Origin of the sequence: Nocardia sp. NPDC051981 (genome assembly GCF_040680715.1) — a bacterium.
GTDB lineage: Bacteria > Actinomycetota > Actinomycetes > Mycobacteriales > Mycobacteriaceae > Nocardia.
Genome location: NZ_JBFAXK010000014.1, coordinates 21,235 through 41,447, shown reverse-complemented (window position 1 = coordinate 41,447; position 20,213 = coordinate 21,235). Strand labels below are relative to the sequence as shown.

The 20,213-nt window shown below is 65.7% G+C and carries 17 protein-coding genes, 1 tRNA gene and 2 pseudogenes; 8 read left to right on the top strand and 12 right to left on the bottom strand.

Annotated elements, in window-relative coordinates:
- The first annotated feature begins 20 nt into the window (after positions 1 to 20).
- Positions 21 to 1,781: a GAF domain-containing protein gene (locus AB0L60_RS23625; protein ID WP_364617492.1), complete on the top strand. Its 1,761-nt coding sequence runs from the start codon at positions 21 to 23 to the stop codon at positions 1,779 to 1,781.
- Positions 1,782 to 2,029: 248 nt separating this feature from the next.
- Here the strand turns inward: AB0L60_RS23625 and AB0L60_RS23620 are convergent.
- From AB0L60_RS23620 to AB0L60_RS23570, 11 genes and pseudogenes are all read right to left on the bottom strand, one after another.
- Positions 2,030 to 2,893: pseudogene (locus AB0L60_RS23620) on the bottom strand (FAD-linked oxidase C-terminal domain-containing protein); the annotation flags it as partial.
- 121 nt (positions 2,894 to 3,014) lie between these two features.
- On the bottom strand, positions 3,015 to 3,341 hold the full coding sequence (locus tag AB0L60_RS23615; protein ID WP_364617490.1) for a putative quinol monooxygenase: 327 nt from the start codon (positions 3,339 to 3,341) through the stop codon (positions 3,015 to 3,017).
- An 82-nt stretch (positions 3,342 to 3,423) separates the two neighbouring features.
- Complete coding sequence (gene groL / locus AB0L60_RS23610; RefSeq protein ID WP_364617488.1) at positions 3,424 to 5,073, bottom strand: chaperonin GroEL; 1,650 nt, start codon at positions 5,071 to 5,073, stop codon at positions 3,424 to 3,426.
- 36 nt (positions 5,074 to 5,109) lie between these two features.
- On the bottom strand, positions 5,110 to 6,135 hold the full coding sequence (locus AB0L60_RS23605) for an NAD(P)-dependent alcohol dehydrogenase (protein ID WP_364617486.1): 1,026 nt from the start codon (positions 6,133 to 6,135) through the stop codon (positions 5,110 to 5,112).
- Complete coding sequence (locus AB0L60_RS23600) at positions 6,132 to 6,878, bottom strand: iron-sulfur cluster assembly protein (RefSeq protein ID WP_364617484.1); 747 nt, start codon at positions 6,876 to 6,878, stop codon at positions 6,132 to 6,134. Before AB0L60_RS23600 ends, AB0L60_RS23605 begins: the two co-directional genes overlap by 4 nt.
- A 2-nt stretch (positions 6,879 to 6,880) precedes the next feature.
- Complete coding sequence (locus AB0L60_RS23595) at positions 6,881 to 7,906, bottom strand: amidohydrolase family protein (RefSeq protein WP_364617789.1); 1,026 nt, start codon at positions 7,904 to 7,906, stop codon at positions 6,881 to 6,883.
- A 118-nt stretch (positions 7,907 to 8,024) separates the two neighbouring features.
- Entirely contained in the window at positions 8,025 to 8,360 is a 336-nt protein-coding gene (mimD, locus tag AB0L60_RS23590; protein ID WP_364617787.1) for a propane 2-monooxygenase effector subunit MimD, read from the bottom strand.
- 5 nt (positions 8,361 to 8,365) lie between these two features.
- On the bottom strand, positions 8,366 to 9,472 hold the full coding sequence (locus AB0L60_RS23585) for an aromatic/alkene monooxygenase hydroxylase subunit beta (RefSeq protein ID WP_364617482.1): 1,107 nt from the start codon (positions 9,470 to 9,472) through the stop codon (positions 8,366 to 8,368).
- A gap of 45 nt (positions 9,473 to 9,517) precedes the next feature.
- Positions 9,518 to 10,567 (bottom strand): 2Fe-2S iron-sulfur cluster binding domain-containing protein, encoded by a 1,050-nt coding sequence (locus AB0L60_RS23580; RefSeq protein ID WP_364617480.1) that lies wholly within the window; start codon positions 10,565 to 10,567, stop codon positions 9,518 to 9,520.
- Between the two features lie 76 nt (positions 10,568 to 10,643).
- Positions 10,644 to 12,275 (bottom strand): methane monooxygenase, encoded by a 1,632-nt coding sequence (locus tag AB0L60_RS23575; protein ID WP_364617478.1) that lies wholly within the window; start codon positions 12,273 to 12,275, stop codon positions 10,644 to 10,646.
- Between the two features lie 398 nt (positions 12,276 to 12,673).
- A tRNA-Met gene (locus AB0L60_RS23570) sits at positions 12,674 to 12,773 on the bottom strand.
- A 1,478-nt stretch (positions 12,774 to 14,251) separates the two neighbouring features.
- On the opposite strand from AB0L60_RS23570, the gene AB0L60_RS23565 reads away from it, so the two are divergent.
- A complete protein-coding gene (locus AB0L60_RS23565) occupies positions 14,252 to 14,551 on the top strand; it encodes a hypothetical protein (RefSeq protein WP_364617476.1) in 300 nt (99 codons plus the stop codon).
- A gap of 59 nt (positions 14,552 to 14,610) precedes the next feature.
- Here the strand turns inward: AB0L60_RS23565 and AB0L60_RS23560 are convergent, their stop codons facing one another.
- Positions 14,611 to 15,237 carry a hypothetical protein gene (locus AB0L60_RS23560; protein ID WP_364617474.1) on the bottom strand — a complete coding sequence of 209 codons (627 nt, stop codon included), beginning with the start codon at positions 15,235 to 15,237 and terminating at the stop codon, positions 14,611 to 14,613.
- 197 nt (positions 15,238 to 15,434) lie between these two features.
- Here AB0L60_RS23560 and AB0L60_RS23555 point away from each other — a divergent pair.
- From AB0L60_RS23555 to AB0L60_RS23530, 6 genes and pseudogenes are all read left to right on the top strand, one after another.
- Positions 15,435 to 15,887, top strand: a pseudogene (locus AB0L60_RS23555) (DUF4192 family protein); the annotation flags it as partial.
- Positions 15,829 to 16,545: a DUF4192 domain-containing protein gene (locus tag AB0L60_RS23550; RefSeq protein WP_364617785.1), complete on the top strand. Its 717-nt coding sequence runs from the start codon at positions 15,829 to 15,831 to the stop codon at positions 16,543 to 16,545. The pseudogene AB0L60_RS23555 and the gene AB0L60_RS23550, both read left to right, overlap by 59 nt.
- Before the next feature lie 2 nt (positions 16,546 to 16,547).
- Positions 16,548 to 17,417: a DNA-processing protein DprA gene (gene dprA / locus AB0L60_RS23545; protein ID WP_364617472.1), complete on the top strand. Its 870-nt coding sequence runs from the start codon at positions 16,548 to 16,550 to the stop codon at positions 17,415 to 17,417.
- A gap of 114 nt (positions 17,418 to 17,531) precedes the next feature.
- A complete protein-coding gene (locus AB0L60_RS23540) occupies positions 17,532 to 17,789 on the top strand; it encodes a hypothetical protein (protein WP_364617470.1) in 258 nt (85 codons plus the stop codon).
- A 91-nt stretch (positions 17,790 to 17,880) separates the two neighbouring features.
- Complete coding sequence (locus AB0L60_RS23535; protein ID WP_364617468.1) at positions 17,881 to 19,611, top strand: ParB N-terminal domain-containing protein; 1,731 nt, start codon at positions 17,881 to 17,883, stop codon at positions 19,609 to 19,611.
- Positions 19,612 to 19,668: 57 nt separating this feature from the next.
- Positions 19,669 to 20,184 carry a single-stranded DNA-binding protein gene (locus tag AB0L60_RS23530; protein WP_364617466.1) on the top strand — a complete coding sequence of 172 codons (516 nt, stop codon included), beginning with the start codon at positions 19,669 to 19,671 and terminating at the stop codon, positions 20,182 to 20,184.
- Positions 20,185 to 20,213 lie beyond the last annotated feature (29 nt).

Here is a 20,213-nt window from a genome sequence, read left to right as displayed (position 1 = left end):
ATAAATGAAGAGGTAGTCAGATGGTGAGCAATGACGACACCAGCACTCTGCTCCTGAGGGAGCGGGACAGGTTCCTCAGTTCCGGGGCGGTGGACGATCGGCTGGTTTCCGGCACCGTTCGCGATTCCTGGCAACGCTCCCGTGAACTGCGCATTCATCCCGATCGCGTCGATCTTCCGTTCGTCCGGGAACCGAGCCTCGATTCGCCGCTGGTCACCGCGGCCGAGCCGGTGATCCACCGGTTGGGTGACGATCTGGCGGACCAGGCCGTCAGCGTGATCCTGACCTCCGCCGACGGGCTGGTGCTGCATCGCGTCGCCGCCGACAGCGCCATCCTCGACGCGCTCGACGAGGTGCAACTGGCTTGCGGCTACAGCTATGCCGAGAAGTTCGTCGGCACCAATGGCATCGGCACGGCGGTCGAGACCGGGCGGCCGACCTTCATTCGAGGGGCCGAGCACTATCTGGGGACCCTCAGCCAGCTCGCCTGCGCGGGCTCTCCGATCCGCGACCCGCTGTCCGGCCGGGTGGTCGGCATCCTGGATCTAACCTGCTGGGTGAGCCAGTCCGATCCGATGCTGGTGGCGCTCGCCAAAACCGCCGGGGCGCAGATCGAGGATCGGCTGCGCACCCAGGCCAGCGAGGGCGAGGCCGCGCTGCTGGATGCCTATCTGCGGCAATGCCGTCGCTACCCTGCCGGTGTGCTCGCGGTCGGCGGCGACATCGTCCTGATGAACCGCTATCTGCGGCAATCATTGGACGCGCTCGATCAGCACGCCCTCTTCGAGCACGCCACCGATCTGCAGCGGATGTCGGCGACCACGACCGGCGCGGTGCTGCCCAGCGGACAGTTCGCCAAAATCACTGTCGCGGAACGAATCCGGTTGCGCAGCGGTCGCATCGACAGCGTCGCCCATGTCTCGCTGACCGACAGCACCCGCAGCAGCGCGCGCCTGGTGTCGCGCCGCCCGGCCGTTCCCGGGCTGGCCGGCCGCAGCAACTCCTGGCGGCGCAGCTGCCAGCAAGTCGAACGATGCTGTGCGGATCGCAACTGGGTGGTGCTCGACGGTGAACCGGGATCCGGCCGCGCCAAGCTGGCCGAGATGGTCGCCCATCACGTCCGGCCGGACAAGACGGTGCGAGTGCTGCGCACCGGGCGCCACGTATCCGCCGAGGAACTGCTCGCCCTGCTCGAAACCGAGGTCGCCAGTGAGGATTTCGACATCATCCTCACCGACATCGACGGGCTGCCCGACGAGGTCATCGAACCGATGTCGACGCTGTTGCAGGGGTGCGCCGGTCGCGGCTGGATCGCGGCCACGATGAGCTCTGCGGAGCCCTCACCGCAGGTGGAGGCACAGCTGCTGCCCTTGTTCATGCACACCGTCCCGGTTCCGGCGCTGCGGCACCGCATCGAGGATCTCGACGATCTGGTGCCGCATCTGCTGCGGGAACTGAGCAAGGGCTCCGATGTCGAGCTGTCCCCCGCCGCGCTTCGGCAGCTGACGAAACTGGCCTGGCTCGGCAACGTCGCCCAGCTGCGCAACGTACTGGCCGACACCCTCACCAGACAGCGCTCGGGCACCATCACTCCCGACAAACTCCCGCCCGAGTGCCACGCGCTGGCGCGGCGCACGCTGACGCCCATGGAGGCGCTCGAACGCGACGCGATCGTGCGGAGTCTGCAGGATCGCAATGGCGACAAACAGTCGGCCGCAACCGATCTGGGAATCTCCCGGGCGACGATGTACCGCAAGATCCGGCAATACGGCATTTCCTAGCCGCGGCACGGCGCCGTGTGAGCGAGTCTCGTTTCGAGACGGATGATCCGGTATCGCGGCCGAAAATGGTTGTAAAGCAAACACGGTCGACGAAACAACAGTCCCGGCTTCCGTTTTGCCCTCCGAGGTGAGGACCATTTGTCGTCCTCGCCGCTCCGTCAACGACGCCGGAGCGGTTCACAAGGGCGTGGACCTCGAGCGATTCACACCCGGGACGTTCGCTTCGCCGACCGGAATCGGCTCGCGAATCACAGTGCGCGGCCGGGATTCAGGATTCCGGCCGGATCGAATACGGCTTTCACACCGTGCATCAACCCCAGATCCACCGCTCCGACCATCGGTTCGAGGTAGCGGCGCTTGAGGTCGCCGACTCCGTGCTCACCGGTGATGGACCCGCCCAATTCCAGGCAGCGGCGGATCATGTCGTCAAAGGCGTCCCGGGCGCGGGCCGTCGCGGCGGCGTCGCGGGGGTCGAAGACGATGCTGGGATGCAGATTTCCGTCACCGGCGTGGCCGAAGGTACCGATCAGCAGGCCATGCCGGTCGGCGATCTCCGCGATGGCGTCGAGCATGTCGGGCAGCCGGGGCACGGGTATCGCGAGATCGTCGAGTAGGGTGCTGCCGCGGCGTTCGAGGGCGGTGAGCGCGAGGTGGCGAGCCTGCAGCAGACCCTCGCTTTCGACCGGGTCGCTGGTCAGATGGACCTCGGTGGCGCCCGCGGTGCGGCAGGCTTGCGCGCAGCGTTCGGCCTCGGTCTCGGCCGCGTCGCCGTCACACTGGATGAGCAGCAGGGCCCCGGTGTCGTCCAGGCCCATGCGCGCCATGTCGTTGACCGCGGAAATCGTTGCGCTGTCCATGAATTCGCACAGGCTGGGCTCGGCCACGGCCCGAATGCCCAGCACGGCGGCGATCGCCTGCCCCGCGGCGGGGAAGACCGCCGCGACGGTGACGGCCCGCGCGGGCCGCGCGCGCAGTCGCACGGTCGCCTCCACGATGACGGCCAGGGCGCCCTCGGAGCCGACGAGCAGCCGGGTGAGGTCGAGTCCGGCGACGTTCTTCCGCGTGGCCGCGCCGGTGTGAATAATGCGGCCGTCGGCGAGAACCGCCTTGACTGATCCCGGCGTGATGCTCGGATACTCCCGTGATCAATCGCCCAGTGCCGCAGTCAATTCCGTCACCAGACCGGTCATCGCCACGATCGTTCGCCTCGACCGGCTTGCGCGCGCGGGTGCCTCACGCGGATATCTCCAGCTCTCCCATCCGTGACCATTCGGTGCCGGGTACGTCGGTGTGGATGATGCGCGGTGTCTCGGCCAGCGCCGGACGCATGACTTCCAGGCCGTGGCGGAAATGCTCGGACCGCACATGCTCAACACCGGCCGCGCTGTCCCGGAAGGCTTCCATGAGAACGTATTCGGCCCGGTGATCGGTGCTGCGGCTCCATTCGAACCACAGATTGCCAGGCTCCGACCGTGTAGCCCGGGTGAATTCACCGGTGATGTCGAGCCAATCGTTCTGCAGTTCCTCGCGGACCTCGAATTTCACCACGATGAAGATCATTGATATTCCTTGGGTTTCGGTGCGCTACGAAGAGCAGGGCCCTCCCGTGGCGGGAGGAACCGGTGCTTCGTGTGCGGGTGGGTCAGTAGATGTTGGAGGGGCGGACCATGCCCTCGGCGAGGTCGCCGAAGCCGGGGGCGAGAATGGCGCCGGGGTTGCCGACGATCTCCTCCACCACCGCGGTCTCGGTCGTGATCAGCAGTGCCGCAATGGAAGCGGCGCTTTCGAGGGCGGCCCGGGTGACCTTGAACGGATCGATCACGCCGTAGTCGAACATGTCGCCGTAGGTGCCGGTGAGCGCGTTGAAGCCGTGGCCGAGAGGCAGATCCGCAACCACCTGGACCACCTCGTCACCGTCGAATCCGGCGTTGATGGCGATCCAGCGCAGCGGTTCGGCGAGCGCGCGGCGCACGACATCGCGGCCGATGGCTTCGTCGCCGGGCAGGTCGAGTTCGGCCAGGGCCCGGTGCGATTGGGCCAAGGCGGTGCCGCCGCCGGAGACGATGCCGGCCTCCACCGCGGCGCGCGTCGCGGCGAGCGCGTCCTCGACGCGGAGCATGCGTTCCTTGAGTTCGACGCTCGTCGCGCCGCCGACGCTGATCACCGCGACCCGGCCGGTGAGCCGGGCGATGCGCAGTTCGAGGCTGTCGCGGTCGGCGTCGATCTTGGCCCGCTCCAGCTGCGCCTCGAGCTGTGCGATCCGGGCATCGAGCAGACGCTGCTCACCGCGACCGCCGACGATCGTCGTCTCGTTCTCGGTCACGGTGATGCGGTCACAGGAGCCCAGGTGCTCACGGGCCACCTCGCACAGTTCGATCCCGGTGTCCTTGGCGATGACGTGGCCGCCCAGCGCGACCGCGAGATCCTCGAGCTCGGCGACCCGCCGGTGACCGAAGCCGGGGGCGCGGACCACCACCGACTGCATGGTCTTGTGCATATTGCCGCCGACCAGCAGTTGCAGGGCCGGACCGTCGACGTCCTCGGCCAGCACCACCAGCGGCCGGTCCGCGCGCTTGGCCACCTCGATGCTCGGCATGATGTCCTGCACCTGGGTGATCTTCTTGTTGGTCAGCAGGATCAGCGGATCGGCGTGGACGGCTTCCATCCGTTCCGGGTCGGTGACCATGTATCCGGAGATGTATCCGTGGTCGAACTGGATGCCGTCGACGATGCCGACCGACAGTCCGAGGGTCTCGCTCTCCTCGGTGGTGACCACCCCGGACTTGCCGACATAGTCGACCGCCGTGGCGATGGCCCGTCCGATCGTCTCGTCGTCACTGGCCGCCAGTGTGGCGATGCGCCCCAGATCGCTTTCGCCGCCCACCTCGGACACCTGTTCGCGCAGCGCCTCGACGACCGCCGACACCGCCTGCTCGATACCACGCCGCACCCGCATGGGATTGGCACCGGCGTCGACCGCGCGCAGGCCCTCGCGGACCATGGCCTGGGCCAGCACCGTGGCGGTCGTGGTGCCGTCGCCCACCACGCCGTTGGTCTTCATCGCCACTTCCTTGACCAGCTGCGCGCCCATGTTCGCGAAGGGCTCGCGCAATTGGATCTCGCGGGCGATGGTCACGCCGTCGTTGGTGATCGTCGGCGGCCCGGTCAGCTTTTCGAGCACCGCGTTGCGCCCCTTCGGGCCGAGGGTCACCTTGACCGCGTCGGCGAGCGCGTTGACCCCCTGCTCGAGCCGCGATCGCGCGTCCTTGCTGTAGCGCAGCTCCTTCGCCATGGCTGGTACTTCCTTACGTTTCGATGGTGGATGGGGTCAGGGGACGAGAATCGCGCGACCGCGGACGCGTCCGCCGTCGAGATCGTCGAGCGCCTGCTGGAAGTTCTCGAGCGCGTACTTCGTCGTGTGCAGGGTGACCTTGCCCTGGGCGGCGAGGGTCATCAGTTCGTGCAGGTCGTTGTACGAGCCGACCAGATTCCCGATGAAATTGATCTCGGTGGAGATCACGTCGATTGTGGGGACGTCGATGTTCTCGCCGTAGCCGACGACGTAGTAGTTGCCGGCGCGGCGCAGCATCGCGATCCCTTCCCGGGTCGCCCCGCCCTCGCCGACGAAGTCGACGACGGCTTCGGCGCCGTGACCGCCGGTCAGCTCCAGCACCTGCTGGACCTGGGTGCCGTCGGCGACGATGCCGTGATCGGCGCCGACCTGCCGCGCCAGCTCGACCGCGGCCGGATTACGGTCCAGCACCACGACGGTGACACCGGAGATCGCCTTCAGCACCTGAATGCCGATGTGCCCCAACCCGCCCGCGCCGATCACGACGCAGACATCGCCGGGCCGGGTCGACCGGGCGACCTTGGCCACCGCGTGGTACGCGGTCAGGCCCGCGTCGGCCAGTGCCGCGACGTCCGCCGGTTCCAGCGAATCGTCGATGCGCACAACGCTGCGGGCGGTGGTGCGCAGGTATTCCGCGTAGCCGCCATTGACGTCGATACCGGGAAACTGGCTGTTCTCGCAGTGCACGTCATCGCCGAAACGGCAGGCCCGGCAAAGTCCGCACGTGATCAGCGGATGCAGGATCACCTTGTCGCCCACCGCGACGTTGGTCACCGAATCGCCCACGGCGTGAACCCATCCGGCGTTCTCGTGGCCGATCGTGTACGGCAGCTCGACTCCGCTCTTGCGCGCCCACTGCCCCTCGAGAATGTGCAGATCGGTGCGGCAGACGCCCGCACCGCCGATGCGCACGATCACATCGAGCGGCCCCTCAATCGTGGGCTCGGGAATGTCGGTGAGCTGCAGCTTGGTGTGGTAGCCCACCACCTGAACGGCTTTCATCGCGGACTCCTGGTCGTTCTGAGATCGATGATTCGGGTTGTGGCGTCGGCGGATTCGCCGCCGCCGTATCGGGTGGCGAGCAGGCCGCGGCAGAAGTGGGAGTTGCCCTCCATCGAGATCCGCACGGACCTGGCGAATCTCAGGCGCAGCGGGATCGTGTCGGGCGCGACGCGCGTGCCGTCGTCGTTCACCAGTACCGGGCTCGCCGGGCACAGGCTCAACCCGATGCTGTAGCGGCGGCGCAGCAGCGCCGCCTTCTCCTTGCCCGGTGCGAGGTCGGAGAGGGTGAGTCGGTAGATCTCGTTGGCGCCCATGGGATTGCGCTTCACGTGCGCTTCGAGGCACCGTTCCATCGCCGCCGCATGCGCCTTCGAGCGGAAGGTCCTGCGGAGTTCGAGCAGGCTCTCTTCCGCCTCCACGCCGAAGGTGCCCAGATATCCGGCGTCGGCGGCGAGCCCCGCGTTGATCTTGTCGCTGTCGTGGTGATCGTCGAGTAGCACCCGCACCACGCCGATGCCCTCGACTTCCCGGAGCGCGTCGAGCGCGTCGGAGGCCATCAGGTAGGCGAAGTTGGGCGAGCAGAACGCGGTGGGGAGGCGAAGATGAACGGTGACCCCGTCGTCGGCGAGAGTGATCGAGCGGACGAAGCCCAGATCGGTGATCGGCTCGTCCAGTTCGGGATCCACGACCGTCGACAAAGCCTGCAGCACAGCCGATTCCGTGCAGACGGCGATGGCGGTCATGACTACACCGTCTCCCGAACCAGAAGCTGGGGGGCGGGCGACTCGGCCGCCCGCAGCTCGGCGGGGACCTCGATGTCGTACAGCGCCGCGGCGTTGAGCCCGAGGATCTTCTGCTTCTGCGCCACGGTGATCTGCGGGTACTCGCCCAGCATGTCCTCGGGGATCTGGAAATCCACGAACTGCTCGATCAGCCACTTCGGCGTCCACAGCGCGTAATCGCTGCCGAACAGGATCCGATCCTCGTCGAGCCAGTACAGCAGCTCACCGATGATCTGGGCGAAATACCGTGGGCGCGTGTGGATGAAGGGCAACGCTACCGCCAGTCCGCCGTAGACGTTGGACTCCTGGGTCGCGATCCAGCAGAAGTCCTCGAGCCGCGGCAGCCCCACGTGCTCGACGATGAACCGCAGATCCAGGTAGTCGGTGGCCACCTTGTCGATGTCGGAGACATCGAAGGCGTCGCGGTCGAGCGGGCGGATGGTCGGGCCTTTGTGCACGTGAATGTTGGTGATACCCAACTCGAGGCATTCCTCGAGGTAGCGACGCGACCACGGATCGTCGAGCTTGTATCCGCGCGAGTCGCCGTGCCATTCGGCGGTGTAGAGCTTGACACCCTTCAGATTCATGCGCTCGGCGTCCCGGCGGAGCTGCTCGAGCCCGGCCTCCCCGTGGCGCGGGTCGTAGGCGTGGTTGTAAGTGAGCTTGCCGGGGTGCTTGGCGACCAGCGCCAGCGCCTCCTCGGTCTGCCCGAACCCGTTACGGTAGAAGTCGCTCAGCAGGGTGGCCTGGAAGATGGCGTGGTCGACGTAGCCGTCGACGAACAGGTCACGTTCGAGCCGGTCGGGACCGTAATAGGTGTAGGTGTCGTAGTCCCATAGGTATTCCTGCGGGCTGAGGTTCTTGTGATAGTCGTAGAAGCAGTCGATGAACTGCTTCCCGTGCACGTTCTTGTGATTGGATTCGCGGCCGTCCCAGAGGTGGACGTGGCCGTCCACGATGAAGTACTTATCGCCGTTCTTCTCGTACATGCTGGCTACTCCGATATTCGGGCGGTGGGCCGGTGCGACGCCGTCGACCACGGGTGATCCGGTGACAGCGTCGGCACGCGGTTTACTGCGGGTGCTGCGTCGAATACGCGTGAGGACTTCAGTGCGCGGTGAGGTCGAATCCGATGTACTCGGCGGCGTCCTCGGGGCTGGCGAAGAGCAGTGTCTTGTCGTCGAGATGGACCATCCGCCCGTAGTGGGTGGAGCTGATCTCCTCGAAGGTGGAGCCGTCGAACTCCTCGCCCAGGGCGTCGCTGAGTTCGGCGTAGTCGAAGTCGAGCAGACGCTGGCCGTCGACCCGGATCATCGACGGATACTCCGTCAGCTCCACACCGTCCTTGCCGCCCATCACCTCCGCGACGACGCGGCCGATGGGGGTGTTCATCAGGGTCACACCGCACATGTTCGAGAACTCGGTGGACGATCCGAACTGCATGCTGCTCACTGGTCCAACTCCTTGGGGATATCCAGCCCGAGGTCCTCGAGCAGGGAAGCGAACTTGTCCTTGGCGGTTTCGAAACTGGTCGCGAAGGTGACCGCCTTGTCGGCCGGCTGCGACCAGATGGGCTGCAGCGCGCGAGCCGCGTCCAGACAGCGCGGTACCCAGGTCCGCAGCCAGGCGCCGAACAGCTGCTTGTTCGACTCCCCGTATTCGGGGTCGCGGGTCAGCAACCGGAACAGGTTGCGGGTATAGGCGAGATCGCGGTCGTAGTCGTGCTCGCCGGTGCCCACGATGGTGGGCGTGATGTAGTCGCCGTTGCGGGCGGCGATCTGCATGACCAGTTCACTGCGGAACAGCGAACCGACCAGCTGCTCGAAGACGATGTTCGACGCGAACAGCAGCTCACACCAGTCCGGCACCGCGGTCAGTCGCTCCACCACCTCACGGGTCGGCTGCCACTCGGGCGCGGACTGCCACACCTGCTTGTGGACAGCGCCGTCGAAGTCCGCGCTCGCCTCGGACAGATCCAGGTTGAACAGCGCCAGATCCTGCGCGAACCGCATCTTGTGCGCCGCGTTCACCGCGACGGCGGTGTTGATCATGTTGGTGGGGCAGGAACGCTGGATGGAGGTGAAGACATGCAGTGCCAGACCGTTTTCCGCGTGCATCCACGCGCCCAGGTTGCGGGCGATGAAGGTCAGCCAGGGCAGGTTCCACGCGTCGTAGACCCGGGCGCGCTTGGCGTTGGACAGACACAGGTCGACCTGGTGGACGACCTTGGAGTTGTTGCGGTAGATGGTCTGGTCCCACTCCTCGTTCGGATCGAGGAAGGCGTGCCAGTTCGACGATTTCGCGGCGGTCCACTCCTGCGGGTAGCCGCCCTTGCCGTTGGCGAAGCCATAGATCCAGCCCTGCGTGAGATGACGTTCGGGGTCCGGTTGGACGTCGACCGTCACGTCCTCGTACATGGTGGAACGCAGTTTGGCGGGCTTGTAGTAGTTGTACGTGCGGCTTCGGGAGCTGGGGAACTCAAGAGCGCCGGCTTCGGAGTCGGTGAACTCGATGGTGGGGAAGCTACGTTGCTTGTTCCCGGTGGTTGCGGTCATCTCGTTTCTCAGTTCTTGTCGGTGTGGGAGAGCTGGTTCCCGCGGTCACTGACCGAAGGCGGGGCTGGTGAACTTGTCGTAGAAGATCTGGTCCTTCGGGGTATTGCCTGCCTCGAGCAGTTCGAGGGCGGCATCGACCATCGGCGGTGGCCCGCACAGATAGACCTCGGTCTTGCCCAGCGCGGGTTCGCGGCGCGCGACGACGTCGGTGACGTTCCCCGCTTCGACCACGACCGAGTCCGGCAGTCGGTGCGGATCCATCGATTCCGATAGGCAGGCCACGAAGGTGAAATCCGTCAAATTCGCGCCGAATCCGAGGATTTCGTCGAGATAGAACAGATCTCCCGGGGTGCGGGCCCCGTAATAGAAGTGGACCTGCCGCGCATTGCCCGTCTCGCTCATGTGCCGCAGCAGGGACAGAATCGGGGCCATCCCCGCGCCGCCTCCGATGAAAACCAACGGCAGGACGTGGCCCTTCTTGAGCGTGAAAGACCCGTAGGGCCCGGTCAATTCGATCTCGTCGCCCACCGAGATCCCGTCCTCGAGCAATCCGGCGAACCTGCCGCCCGGATACTTCTTGATGAGGAATTCGACCTCCGCCGGAGTCGACTGCGTGGTCGCCATGGAGAAGGACCGGTGTTCGGAGCTTCCGGGAATTCGCAGGTCCGAATACTGGCCCGGTTTGAACTCGTAGGCCGCCGGTTCGACCGGCCGCAGCCGCAGCGAGACGATGTCCTTGGTCATCGGCTCGATCGCGACCACCCGCGTCCGCACGTCCTGGATGGCGATGCCGCTGAGCAGCTCGTCCTCGTCGAAGTTGAGCAGTTCGATGGTGCAGTCGCTGAAAGCATGTGAGCGACAGAGCAATACGAAGCCCTCCTCCACCTCGGCGTCGTTGCACGCGAAGGTCGAGTAGTTCTCCATCTGGATCTCGCCGTCGAGGACATAGGACTTGCAGGCCGAGCACCGCCCCTCGCGGCAGCCGTGCATGAGATGGATTCCCTGCCGGAACGCGGCATCGAGGATGTTCTCCTCGTCGCCGACTTCCATCTCGATGTCGACGGGCTCGAAATTGATACGGTGCTTGTCGGCCACGGGTGTGTCTCCTGGGCTCGGAATCGATGGTGAGGCGGTGGGTGGCACCGGTGTTGGCGCCACCCACCGAGCCGGATCAGGCCGGGACGGCGCCCGCGCGATAAGCGGCGACGTGCGCCTCGCGTTCGGCGTCGGACATCTGGTTCAGCAGCACGTTCGGGCTGTTGAACGTGTTGCCGCGCACGTCGTCGAGGGTCCACAGCTTCTTGGGGTCGTCCAGATGCAGATGCGGCTGGCCCACCAGGGTTTTGCCGTCGTCACGGACGTAGCCGAGATCGGAGACGATGTCGGCCAGATCTTTTCCGTGGTGCAGGGTCTCCCATTCACGGAATCCGGTGAGGCGGCCCATATTCGGGGTCGGGCGGCCCTCGTACTCGCCGCGGAAGGCGACGGCGTCGGTCCAGTAGCAGGTTTCCGAGCAGTAGGTCCGCCACTGGTCGTCGACCTTCTCCACCACCATGTCCTCACGAATGAGGGCGGGCACCATGCAGGTCCAGCAGCGATGCGGATACTGGTATCCGACCTCCTCGAAGGCGATCGGCTTGTTACGGCCCGGGTAGGCGAGGCGGTTGTACTCCTCCCACCACTTGCCGTACTTCGAGTACCAACCCGGGTACTTGTGCTCGAACCACTCGAAGTCCTTGTCGGTCATCGCGTCGATGCGCCAGTAGTTCACCGGCCAGCCGGTGGCGAAGAAGCGGGCCACTTCGTGCACGTAGCCCTTGTCGACGATGCGCTTCCAGGCTTCCTCGACCAGATCGTGCGGGATTGTCAAACCGTACTTTTCGAGCGGGATCAGGTAGCTGCGGTAGTAGTCGTCGTAGATCCACCGCCGCCACATCTCGGCGTAGCTCTCGCGGTCCTTGCGGCGGTCCTTGGTGCCGTACTCGATGAAGGTGCCGATCGCGGCGTCGACGACGCAGTGGTTGTTCCACCAGGCGTAGCGCAGATCCCGTTCCAGCAGTGGGCGATTGCGTTCGTCGGCCAGCGCCATCAGCAGGATCGAGTAGCCGTTGGAGATGTGGCGGGACTCGTCGGACTGCACCGAGTGGAACACCGTCGGCAGCAGATAGTCGCCGTTGGCCGCGGCCTCGTCGGGCATGGCCACGAAAAGCGTGTTGGTGAACGCGGTTTCGGCCACCACGGTGAGATAGATGTTGGCGGCGGTGATCGCGTCGCCGGTGATGAACCCTTCACCGAACTGGCGGCCGATGGTGCCCGCGTAGTTGTTCGCGAACGCCTTCTCCGTCATGTCGAACCCGGCAGGATCGATGTAGTTGTTCATGTACAGCTTCTTGAGGTTCATCTGAATCGTCGAATGACGAACCTCGTCGATCATCTGCACGGCCAGCCCGTTGTGGATCTCGGGATTCGGCACGGCGTCGATCGCCATCGGCATGGCGCGCGCGGCAGAGATCTCGGGGAACGGGATGATCGACAGGAACAGCTTCTGCCACTCCAGCCACCGCTGCTGCACCTGCCGGAACATGTTGCCGCGGATCGCGCCGTCCATGGCGCCGTACACGCGGTTGTCCTTCTCCTCCTCCATCGGGAAGTAGGACCGCATGATCTGCTTGAGCGGATCCTTCTTCGGGGCCTTCTCGAAGGTGTAGTCGGTCCCGAACCGCGTCGCCGGTGTCGCGAAGGTCGGTTCCCACGACAGCTCGGTGATCTTCGCGTGCGCCTTCGTCAGGCTTTGCCTACTCAATGTTCGCCTCCTGGATCAACAACCGGCCGCTATGCCGGCTGTGGGCCGTTGCTGATCCATTGGAGCCCGTGACGTGCGCCTCGAGCGTCTCAACGTGAGACGGGCATCACATAGGAAGGCGTGAGCCCCTGGCTCACTGCGGCCAAGCTGGGGGCAGCGCAAAAGCCGGGGATCCGATTCTGGTCTACCGTCCAGAATTGATGAGCTGGCACCCCAGCGATCGCAGTCCCACTCGTTCCGTCCAGTCCATCGAAAAACGCCTGATACCACCGCATTTCACGGTTATTGAGGCGATGAGCGGTGCTGACATTGCAGGATGTTGCCAAATCCGCTGCCAAGAACCCCGACAAAAGTTGAGGGCGGTCCTGAAACCTACCGGTCAGGACCGCCCTCGTTTGTAGCGGGGACAGGATTTGAACCTGCGACCTCTGGGTTATGAGCCCACGGGAAGCATCCCAGGACCTGTCTCCAGACATGCCCAACGGGATTCGTCCCGCCGCGCAGCCTCCCGACGCTGCCGCGACCCGCGGCCTCCGATACGGAAGCCATTGCCTGACCACACATTTGGCGTCCCAATGAGGTCACTTGAACGCCGACCCCGATCATCGCGTTCGAGTTACTCAGGCCGGCGATATGCAATATGAACCAAACACACTGAATCCTCATGCCCCACATGGGGAGTAAGGGGACCGACCCCATCACCGACCTCGGGTCGGCTGGAAGAAAGTCCAGGCCAGAAAGTCGAGCGCAGATCCCGGTGGCCCGCTAGACGATCAAGGTATTGACAGCGTCAGTATCAAAGGGGATTGATCCGGGCCTACGGACACCCAGAAACGGGCCATAACCAGGTGTTATAGCCAAATGAGATGGTGGAGCTAAGGGGACTCGAACCCCTGACCCCCACACAGGGGTTCAAGGGTATGCGAGAGATCTCAATACTGCCCAATACTTCCCGCTACCTGCACAATCGCGACGGCGCCCTTCCCATCACTTCTCATTGTTTCCCATCGCTTCCGGTCGATACCATGGGGGAAACTATGGGGTACATCGAATCCTGAAGCACCCCAGCCCCAACCTTCTGATCCGTAGTCATCTCGAGTTCGGTTCAGGCGTTCGTCCAGTATCGTCCTGTGTCAGAGGGGGTTTCATGTGCGTCTGGTGCCGCCCTGAAAGTCTAGTGCCGTCCTCTGCCGACACACTCTCGGTACGCTGAGAATCATCTCTGACCTGCGCCAAGGCCGTCCCGGGTGCGCATGCTGTCATGTCGTTGACCGTGGCTGGTCGACGCCCTGATGGCCGTCTGCACGGGATGCGGCCACCTGCCGTGACCGCTGCGACGGATTGTCAGGGCTGGTTCCAGCGACCGCCGACCGGCTCGGTGTAGCGCCGGAGCTCAAGCATCGGGTTCTCGACGCTGCCGTGCAGGCGTGCACAGAACGCCTCCAACGATCCGTACCGAGCAATGGATGTCACCGAGCAGGCGAGACGCCCCCGAGCCCTGATCCGTCCGCGTCCCTCCAGTACCAGTAGTGGACCATCGCCAGGTCAACCGATTCCAGCCAGCGATCGACATTCTGTACCCCTCGACTGGCACGTCGCGGGCAGGAAACGGGCGACCAACGTAGAGGTCGATCCAGTCGGCCCCTCGGCGACAGCCGGTGTGTACCGATCTCGTCGCCGACTCAGCGGTCGTTCGGTCAGCTACCCCACACGACCAGTTCGAAACGCGACCAGCGGCAGGGGACACCACTGCGCCGACGCACCGTCGGTCGGATCACCGCGCGCCATAGCGGACCGGGCAAGCCGCACCGTCACGCCGACGCACCCGACCCGGTGCCGGGTCAGCCGGCGAGCCCTTCCGCTGCGGGCGCAGACGCTACGCGATACGAGTCGACCGACCTGTAACCGACCGATCCGCTACGGCTACCGATGCCCAGCGGCGCCCTCGATCAACCCGCACCCCGATCCGGAGGACCATGACTGCCGATTCCGACCTGCTCGCGATCGCCGTGCGCATGCCGACCGCACCCGGGCCACCGCTGCGCGACACCGCCCGCTCCCGTGCGCACGCCTTCTTCTGGATCGTGCTGTTCGCCGCCGCCACGGTCAGCGTCGCAGGCAACGCCACCCACGCCCTGCTCAACGTCCACGTCGTGCCCGCCGTCGCCGCGAGCGTCGCTATCGTCCCACCGGTCGCCCTTCTCACCGCCGTGCACGGCGTCACCGTCCTGTCGCGCGCCCACGCGCAGCCAAGCCCGCCACCCGCATCGCGGTAGCGATGACGGCCCTCATCGCCGCAGCGGCGTTCTGGCTGTCGTTCACGGCGTTGCGGGCTCTAGCCGAAATGGCCGGAGTGCCAAGCAGTTACGCCTGGCTGTGGCACGTCTTCCTCCGCCGGCGGTGCGTCCGAACTCTTGGGACCGTCGGAAGCACTCCGCCGTTGCGCCGCTGCGCCGGATTCCCTGTCCATGGGCAGGTTCCGTGGCGCCGACGTGTTTCGTGCCCGAAGGCGCGCTGGCTCAGGCGTGTGCGGGTTGTCCGCGACGGGGGACAGTTCGGTGATCGCCGCGCGGGAGCTGGCCACCAGCTGGCGAGCACGTTTGACAGTGATCTCAAGTAGTTCGGCGAGTTCTTCGTCGGTGTGCACGTACGCGCGCACCACCCCTGCGGCCGCAGCTTGCGCCTGTTCGTGCGCGGTGATCTCGCTGGCCGCACGCGCGTTCACCGCGTCGATCTGCTGACGCAGCTCGGACTCCTCACGGTCGCGGCGGTGCTCGACGCCGACGATCGCGTTCCACGCGCTCAGGTAGTCGCCCACCGCCCGAGTGATCGCCTTCTCGCGCTCGGTGGCGGCAGCGCGACGTTCAAGGCTGCGTTGATGTGAGCGTTGTAGACGCTCGAGAAGTTCCGGGGAATCGTTCCTACGCGCTCTAGAGCGACGCGGACGTGGCTTGTCGGTCATGGTGAACAACTCCTGACGGGCATACGGATAACCCGATCAGTCCCTCGCACGACCCACGATACCGATCACGCGCTCTCCCACGGGAGTCTGCGCTGACCGCGTCGATCGATGCCCAGCCCGCGATCCGGCCCAGATCCCCGTGCATCCGATCGACGAGCGGTGCGTGTCGGTGCCCATCACTCGAAGGAGTTCTGCTGATGCCCCAAGGTGTGTTTCTCGGCGATCCTGCCGATGTGGTCGCGGCCGTACCGGCGATGCTCGGTTTCGCTCCGACCCGATCGATCGTCCTGATATTCGCGCAACGCGAAAAGTCAGGCGACGCAAGGCTATCGCTGCCGTTCATGGTGCGCGCGGATTCCCCCTTGGGCAAGGAGTCTCTCACCGCAGCTGAACTCGCCCACTGCGCGATCGACATGTGTGCTCGTCTCGACGCCGTCGCGGTGCTGGTGGTGCTCATCGACGACCGCCTGACCCGCTCCGCCGAACCCGACAGCACTGATGCGCGTTACCTGCCCGTTCTCGAAACACTCGACCGGCACCTCGCATCGATACACCGCAGCCTCGACGGAATCTGGGCTACCCGGGTGATCGCTGCGAAAGCCGAATGGTGGAACCCTCTCGACCCGGAACAGCACGGGCACCTTCCCCGACCCGGCTGCCTCTCCTCTCGCGCTCGGCCACACGAACACCGACCGCGCCATCCACCGCAGCCGCGGCGAACTCACCGACCTGGTCACCACCGACACCGCGTTGCGGGACCGTGTCGCCGCGCTACTGCCGACAGCCGCCGCCGACGCGACACGACGGTTTACCCGCAACGCACGGATCGGTGATCCCGCCGCCGACACTCGGCAAACGCTGTGGCGGGTGGTGAACGCCATCAAGTCGTGTACCCCGCACAAGACTCCCGCACTGCCGTTGCTGGCCGAAGTCGCTGTCGCGCTGCGCGACAGCACGATTCGCGACGTCATGTTCGGTGTCGCCGCAGGCATGTACGCCCCACAAGCCGAACACCTGTGGTCGATCCTCACCCGCGCCCTCCCCGATCCCGACCGCGCCGAAGCGGCCACACTGCTGGCCTTCCACGCCTACTTGCGTGATGCGGGACCACTGGCCGGGATCGCCCTCGAGGCGGCACTGACTTCGGACCCCGAACACCGGATGGCACAACTCCTGGACATCGGCCTGACCCACGGCATGGCGCCCGCTCGGCTGCGCCGACTCTGCGAATCCGGAATCTCGGCCGCCGCCGCACTGCGCATCGATATCGGTGCCCCACAACCGCATTCACACTCCGAGAAAGGGTGATCGTGACAGATCCTGATGAACGCCTCTACGCCTGGGCTTTGCTGGCGCGGGCCGCGCTGGTCTCCCCCGCCGCCGTGCACGCTTCGCTCGCAGCACACGGGCCCCTCGACGCCGCGGAGCGGATCGCGACCGACGCCCGCGATTCCCGCTTCGGCCCCCTGAATAGGGAGATGGCCGAGCAGGACCTGCTCCGCGCGGACCGGGCAGGCGCGCGGCTGTTGACCCGTGATGATCCCGGCTGGCCAAGCGCGCTCGCCGACCTCGACACCATCGGCGCGCACGCACCGATCGCCCTGTGGATACGTGGACCCGGGCAACTGAACTTGTTGACCGAACGCGCTGTCGCGGTGGTCGGTTCGCGGGCCGCGACCGGGTACGGCGAGAAGGTCGCCACCCATCTCGCGACCGGACTGGCCCGCCACGACTGGACGGTGCTCAGCGGCGGCGCGTTCGGCGTCGACGCCGCTGCGCACCAGGCCGCTCTCGACGCCGAACGCCCGACCGTCGCGGTGCTGCCCGCCGGGCTGCACCGGCTGTTCCCCCACGGCAACGCCTACCTGCTGGCCCGCATCGAGGAGACCGGGTTGCTGCTCAGTGAGTATCCGCCAGGCGTCGAGCCCAGTCGCCCGACTTTCTCGGCGCGCAACAGGATCGTCGCCGCGCTCGCCGCCGGGATCACCGTGCCCGAAGCCGGGCTGCGCAGCGGCACCGCCAACACCGTGCGCTGGGCCAACAAACTCCACCGGCCGGTCACCGCCGTACCGGGCCCGATCGACTCCGCAGCCTCACGCGGCTGCCACGAATTCATCCGCACCGGCCAAGCCACATTCGCCGTCGACACCCAAGACGTCCTCGACGCCATCACCCGCTGACACCACCGCCCGCCCTGTACTCGCCACATCGGCAGCGGCGACGCGGTCTTGGTTCCTCACTCATTGTCCGCACTTTTCGCACTGCTCGTTCTCGATCATTCTCGGAGGCTGCTCATGTCCGTCAAACCTCTCGTCGTCGTGAAATCGGCTGCCGTCGAGTTGATCTCGCGCAGCGAGTACGACCAGTTGGTTCATCGTGGCCACGCCGGGGCCGTGCCGGCGATCGAGACCACCCCCATCCTGGATCGCTGGCGCGAGGCCCATCCCGATTGGCGCGGTCGGCATTGGCGCTTCGTCGCCGACGACAACGACGTCCTTCGGCTGCACCCGGTCAATGTCGCTCGCGCCGAACGACGCTCGCTCGCCGCCTGACCCACACTGCCCGCTCACCCACAGGGCCACCACACCGAGGCGACTGCATCGAGTGGTGGCCCCAAAGTCCCCTGTCAAGGAGGTCTGCCTCGTGGAATCCGTTGCCCTTGCCAGTGATACAGCCGTTGTCGACGAACACGACCGCGCCGCGGAGGTCGCCGATTCCGATCACTCCGATACGTCCGGTGACCCGGACCCGGCCGACGATGCGCAGCCGCTGCCGCACGTGAAGGCGTTGTGGCTGGATCCGGCCGAGTTGGTGATCGCGGAGAATGTCCGCAAAACCTTCGATCTCACCGAGCATCCCGACGTCGTCGAGTCGATCAAAGAGTTCGGTGTCGATATCCCGATCATCGCCGAACGCCAGCCCGACGGCGCCCTGCACGTCACCGAAGGCCAACTACGCACCCTCATCGCCCTCGACCTCGAGCTCACGAGGGTCCCGGTCTGGGTCCGCGACGCCGACCCCGACATTCCGGAGAACGAACGCCGCATCCGAACCACGTTCATGCAGATGAACGTCAACGACCGGCGCGTGGCGATGGTCGAGGCCGACCGCGCCGACGGCATCGCATTGATGCTCGATCTCGGCGCGTCGGTCACTCGCGTGGCGAAAGGACTACAGCGCAAACGATCCCAGATCAAACACTCCGCGACGATCGCGGGATCGGCGACCGCACGCGGATTGGTCGATGAGGGAACCTACAGTCTCGATCAGCTCGCGGTGATCGCCGAATACGAAACCCTCGGCGACACCGACGCGGTCGAACGACTGCTGCGGGTAGCCCGGTCGAGCTTCTCCTACACCGCAAAGCAGATCACCGCGGACCGCGAAGAAACCCGCGCTCGGATGGAGGCGGCCGTGTTCTGCGCAGCGCTCGGATTCGGGGTACTGACCGCCGAACCGGACACCAGCTCCCCTGACTCGACGCTTCTTCCCGCTGAGCTGCTCGAGACGGCCGACGCCGCGCCGGTCCTCGAAGAGGTGATCCGTGCGCAGGCGCACCGGTGGCTGGTCTACCTCGACGTAGAGGAGAACGGGCAACTCGTCGATAGCCACACCGGTGAAATCGTCGACCCCGATCATGTCGACTGGGACACCCAGGGCCGCAGCGAATCCCAGCCCGCCGAGGGCCTGCGTCACGCCGATTCGGTGGACTACCGCGACCGCTGGATCCCCCTGTACTTCCTGCCCGCGGATCAGATGACCGAGTCCGGTCTGAAGCTTCGCTCACTCGCCGTCGACGAGGAAGCAGTCAGTGATCGCGCCGAGGCGCTGCGTATCGAGGCCGTCGAGGCCGCCGCCGAGCACGAGACCGCCCGGCTCGAACGGCGGAGGGTGCGCGAGCTCAACAAGCGCGGGCTCGCCGCAAAGGAACGACGTGTGGAATTCCTGACTCGGTTGTTGTCCCGGCGGACTCCGCCAGCGCAGGCCGGGCAGTTCGTTGCCGAATCGCTGGCGTGGGAATCGGATCTGCTCGGTTCTTTCCACGCGCCGAAGGCTGCGCGGGATCTGCTGGGGGTGTCCGGGTTCACCGACGAGCTGGTTTCCTCGATCCAGTCCGCGACCGCGAGCCGGGCGTGGGTGATCGTGTTGGCAATGGTGTTGGGCGCGTTCGAATCCCGTGCCGGCAAGGACTCCTGGCGCTACAACGACCGTGGCTTGCAGCGGTATCTGAAGTTTCTGTCCACCGTCGGCGAGCAGCTGGAGTTCGAACTCGTCGATGTCGAACAAGCCGCCGCCGGACTCATCGACTACCACGACATCGACCTCGACTCCGACCCCGAGCTGGCTGTAGCCGACGCAACCGCCGCTGCGTGACTCACGGCGCGCATGCGCTGCGAGGTACCAACGATTCTCGAGACAGGGAGCCGAGCGATGACTCAGGACCTATTTACCATCAAGGGGAATCTGACCGGCGACCCCGAACTCCGATTCACAGCTGGCGCCGCGGTCACCAATTTCACCGTCGCGTCCACGCCACGCTATTTCGATCCCCAGTCCAAGGAATGGCGCGATGGTGAACCTCTGTTTCTTCGCTGCAATATCTGGCGGCAAGCAGCGGAGAACGTTGCCGAAACCCTCACTCGCGGCGCACGTGTCATCGTCTCGGGCAAGTTGAAGCAGCGCAGCTACGTCACCCGCGAAGGCGAGAAGCGCACCGTGGTGGAGCTCGACGTCGACGAGGTCGGCCCCTCACTCAAATATGCCACCGCCAAGGTGATGAAGAACCCGCCCAGCGGCAACCACACGGCCGGGCGTCCCGCCGCCGGGAACGGGTTCGGCCAACCCATCCACGATCGTGAACCTTCGACGCACGACGGGGATCCGTGGCACGCACCGCCGTTGGCGGTGGTCGGAGGAATCGCCTTCACCGACGATCCGGCGTTCTGACCTCTCGCTCTCGTTTCTGCGCTGGTCTT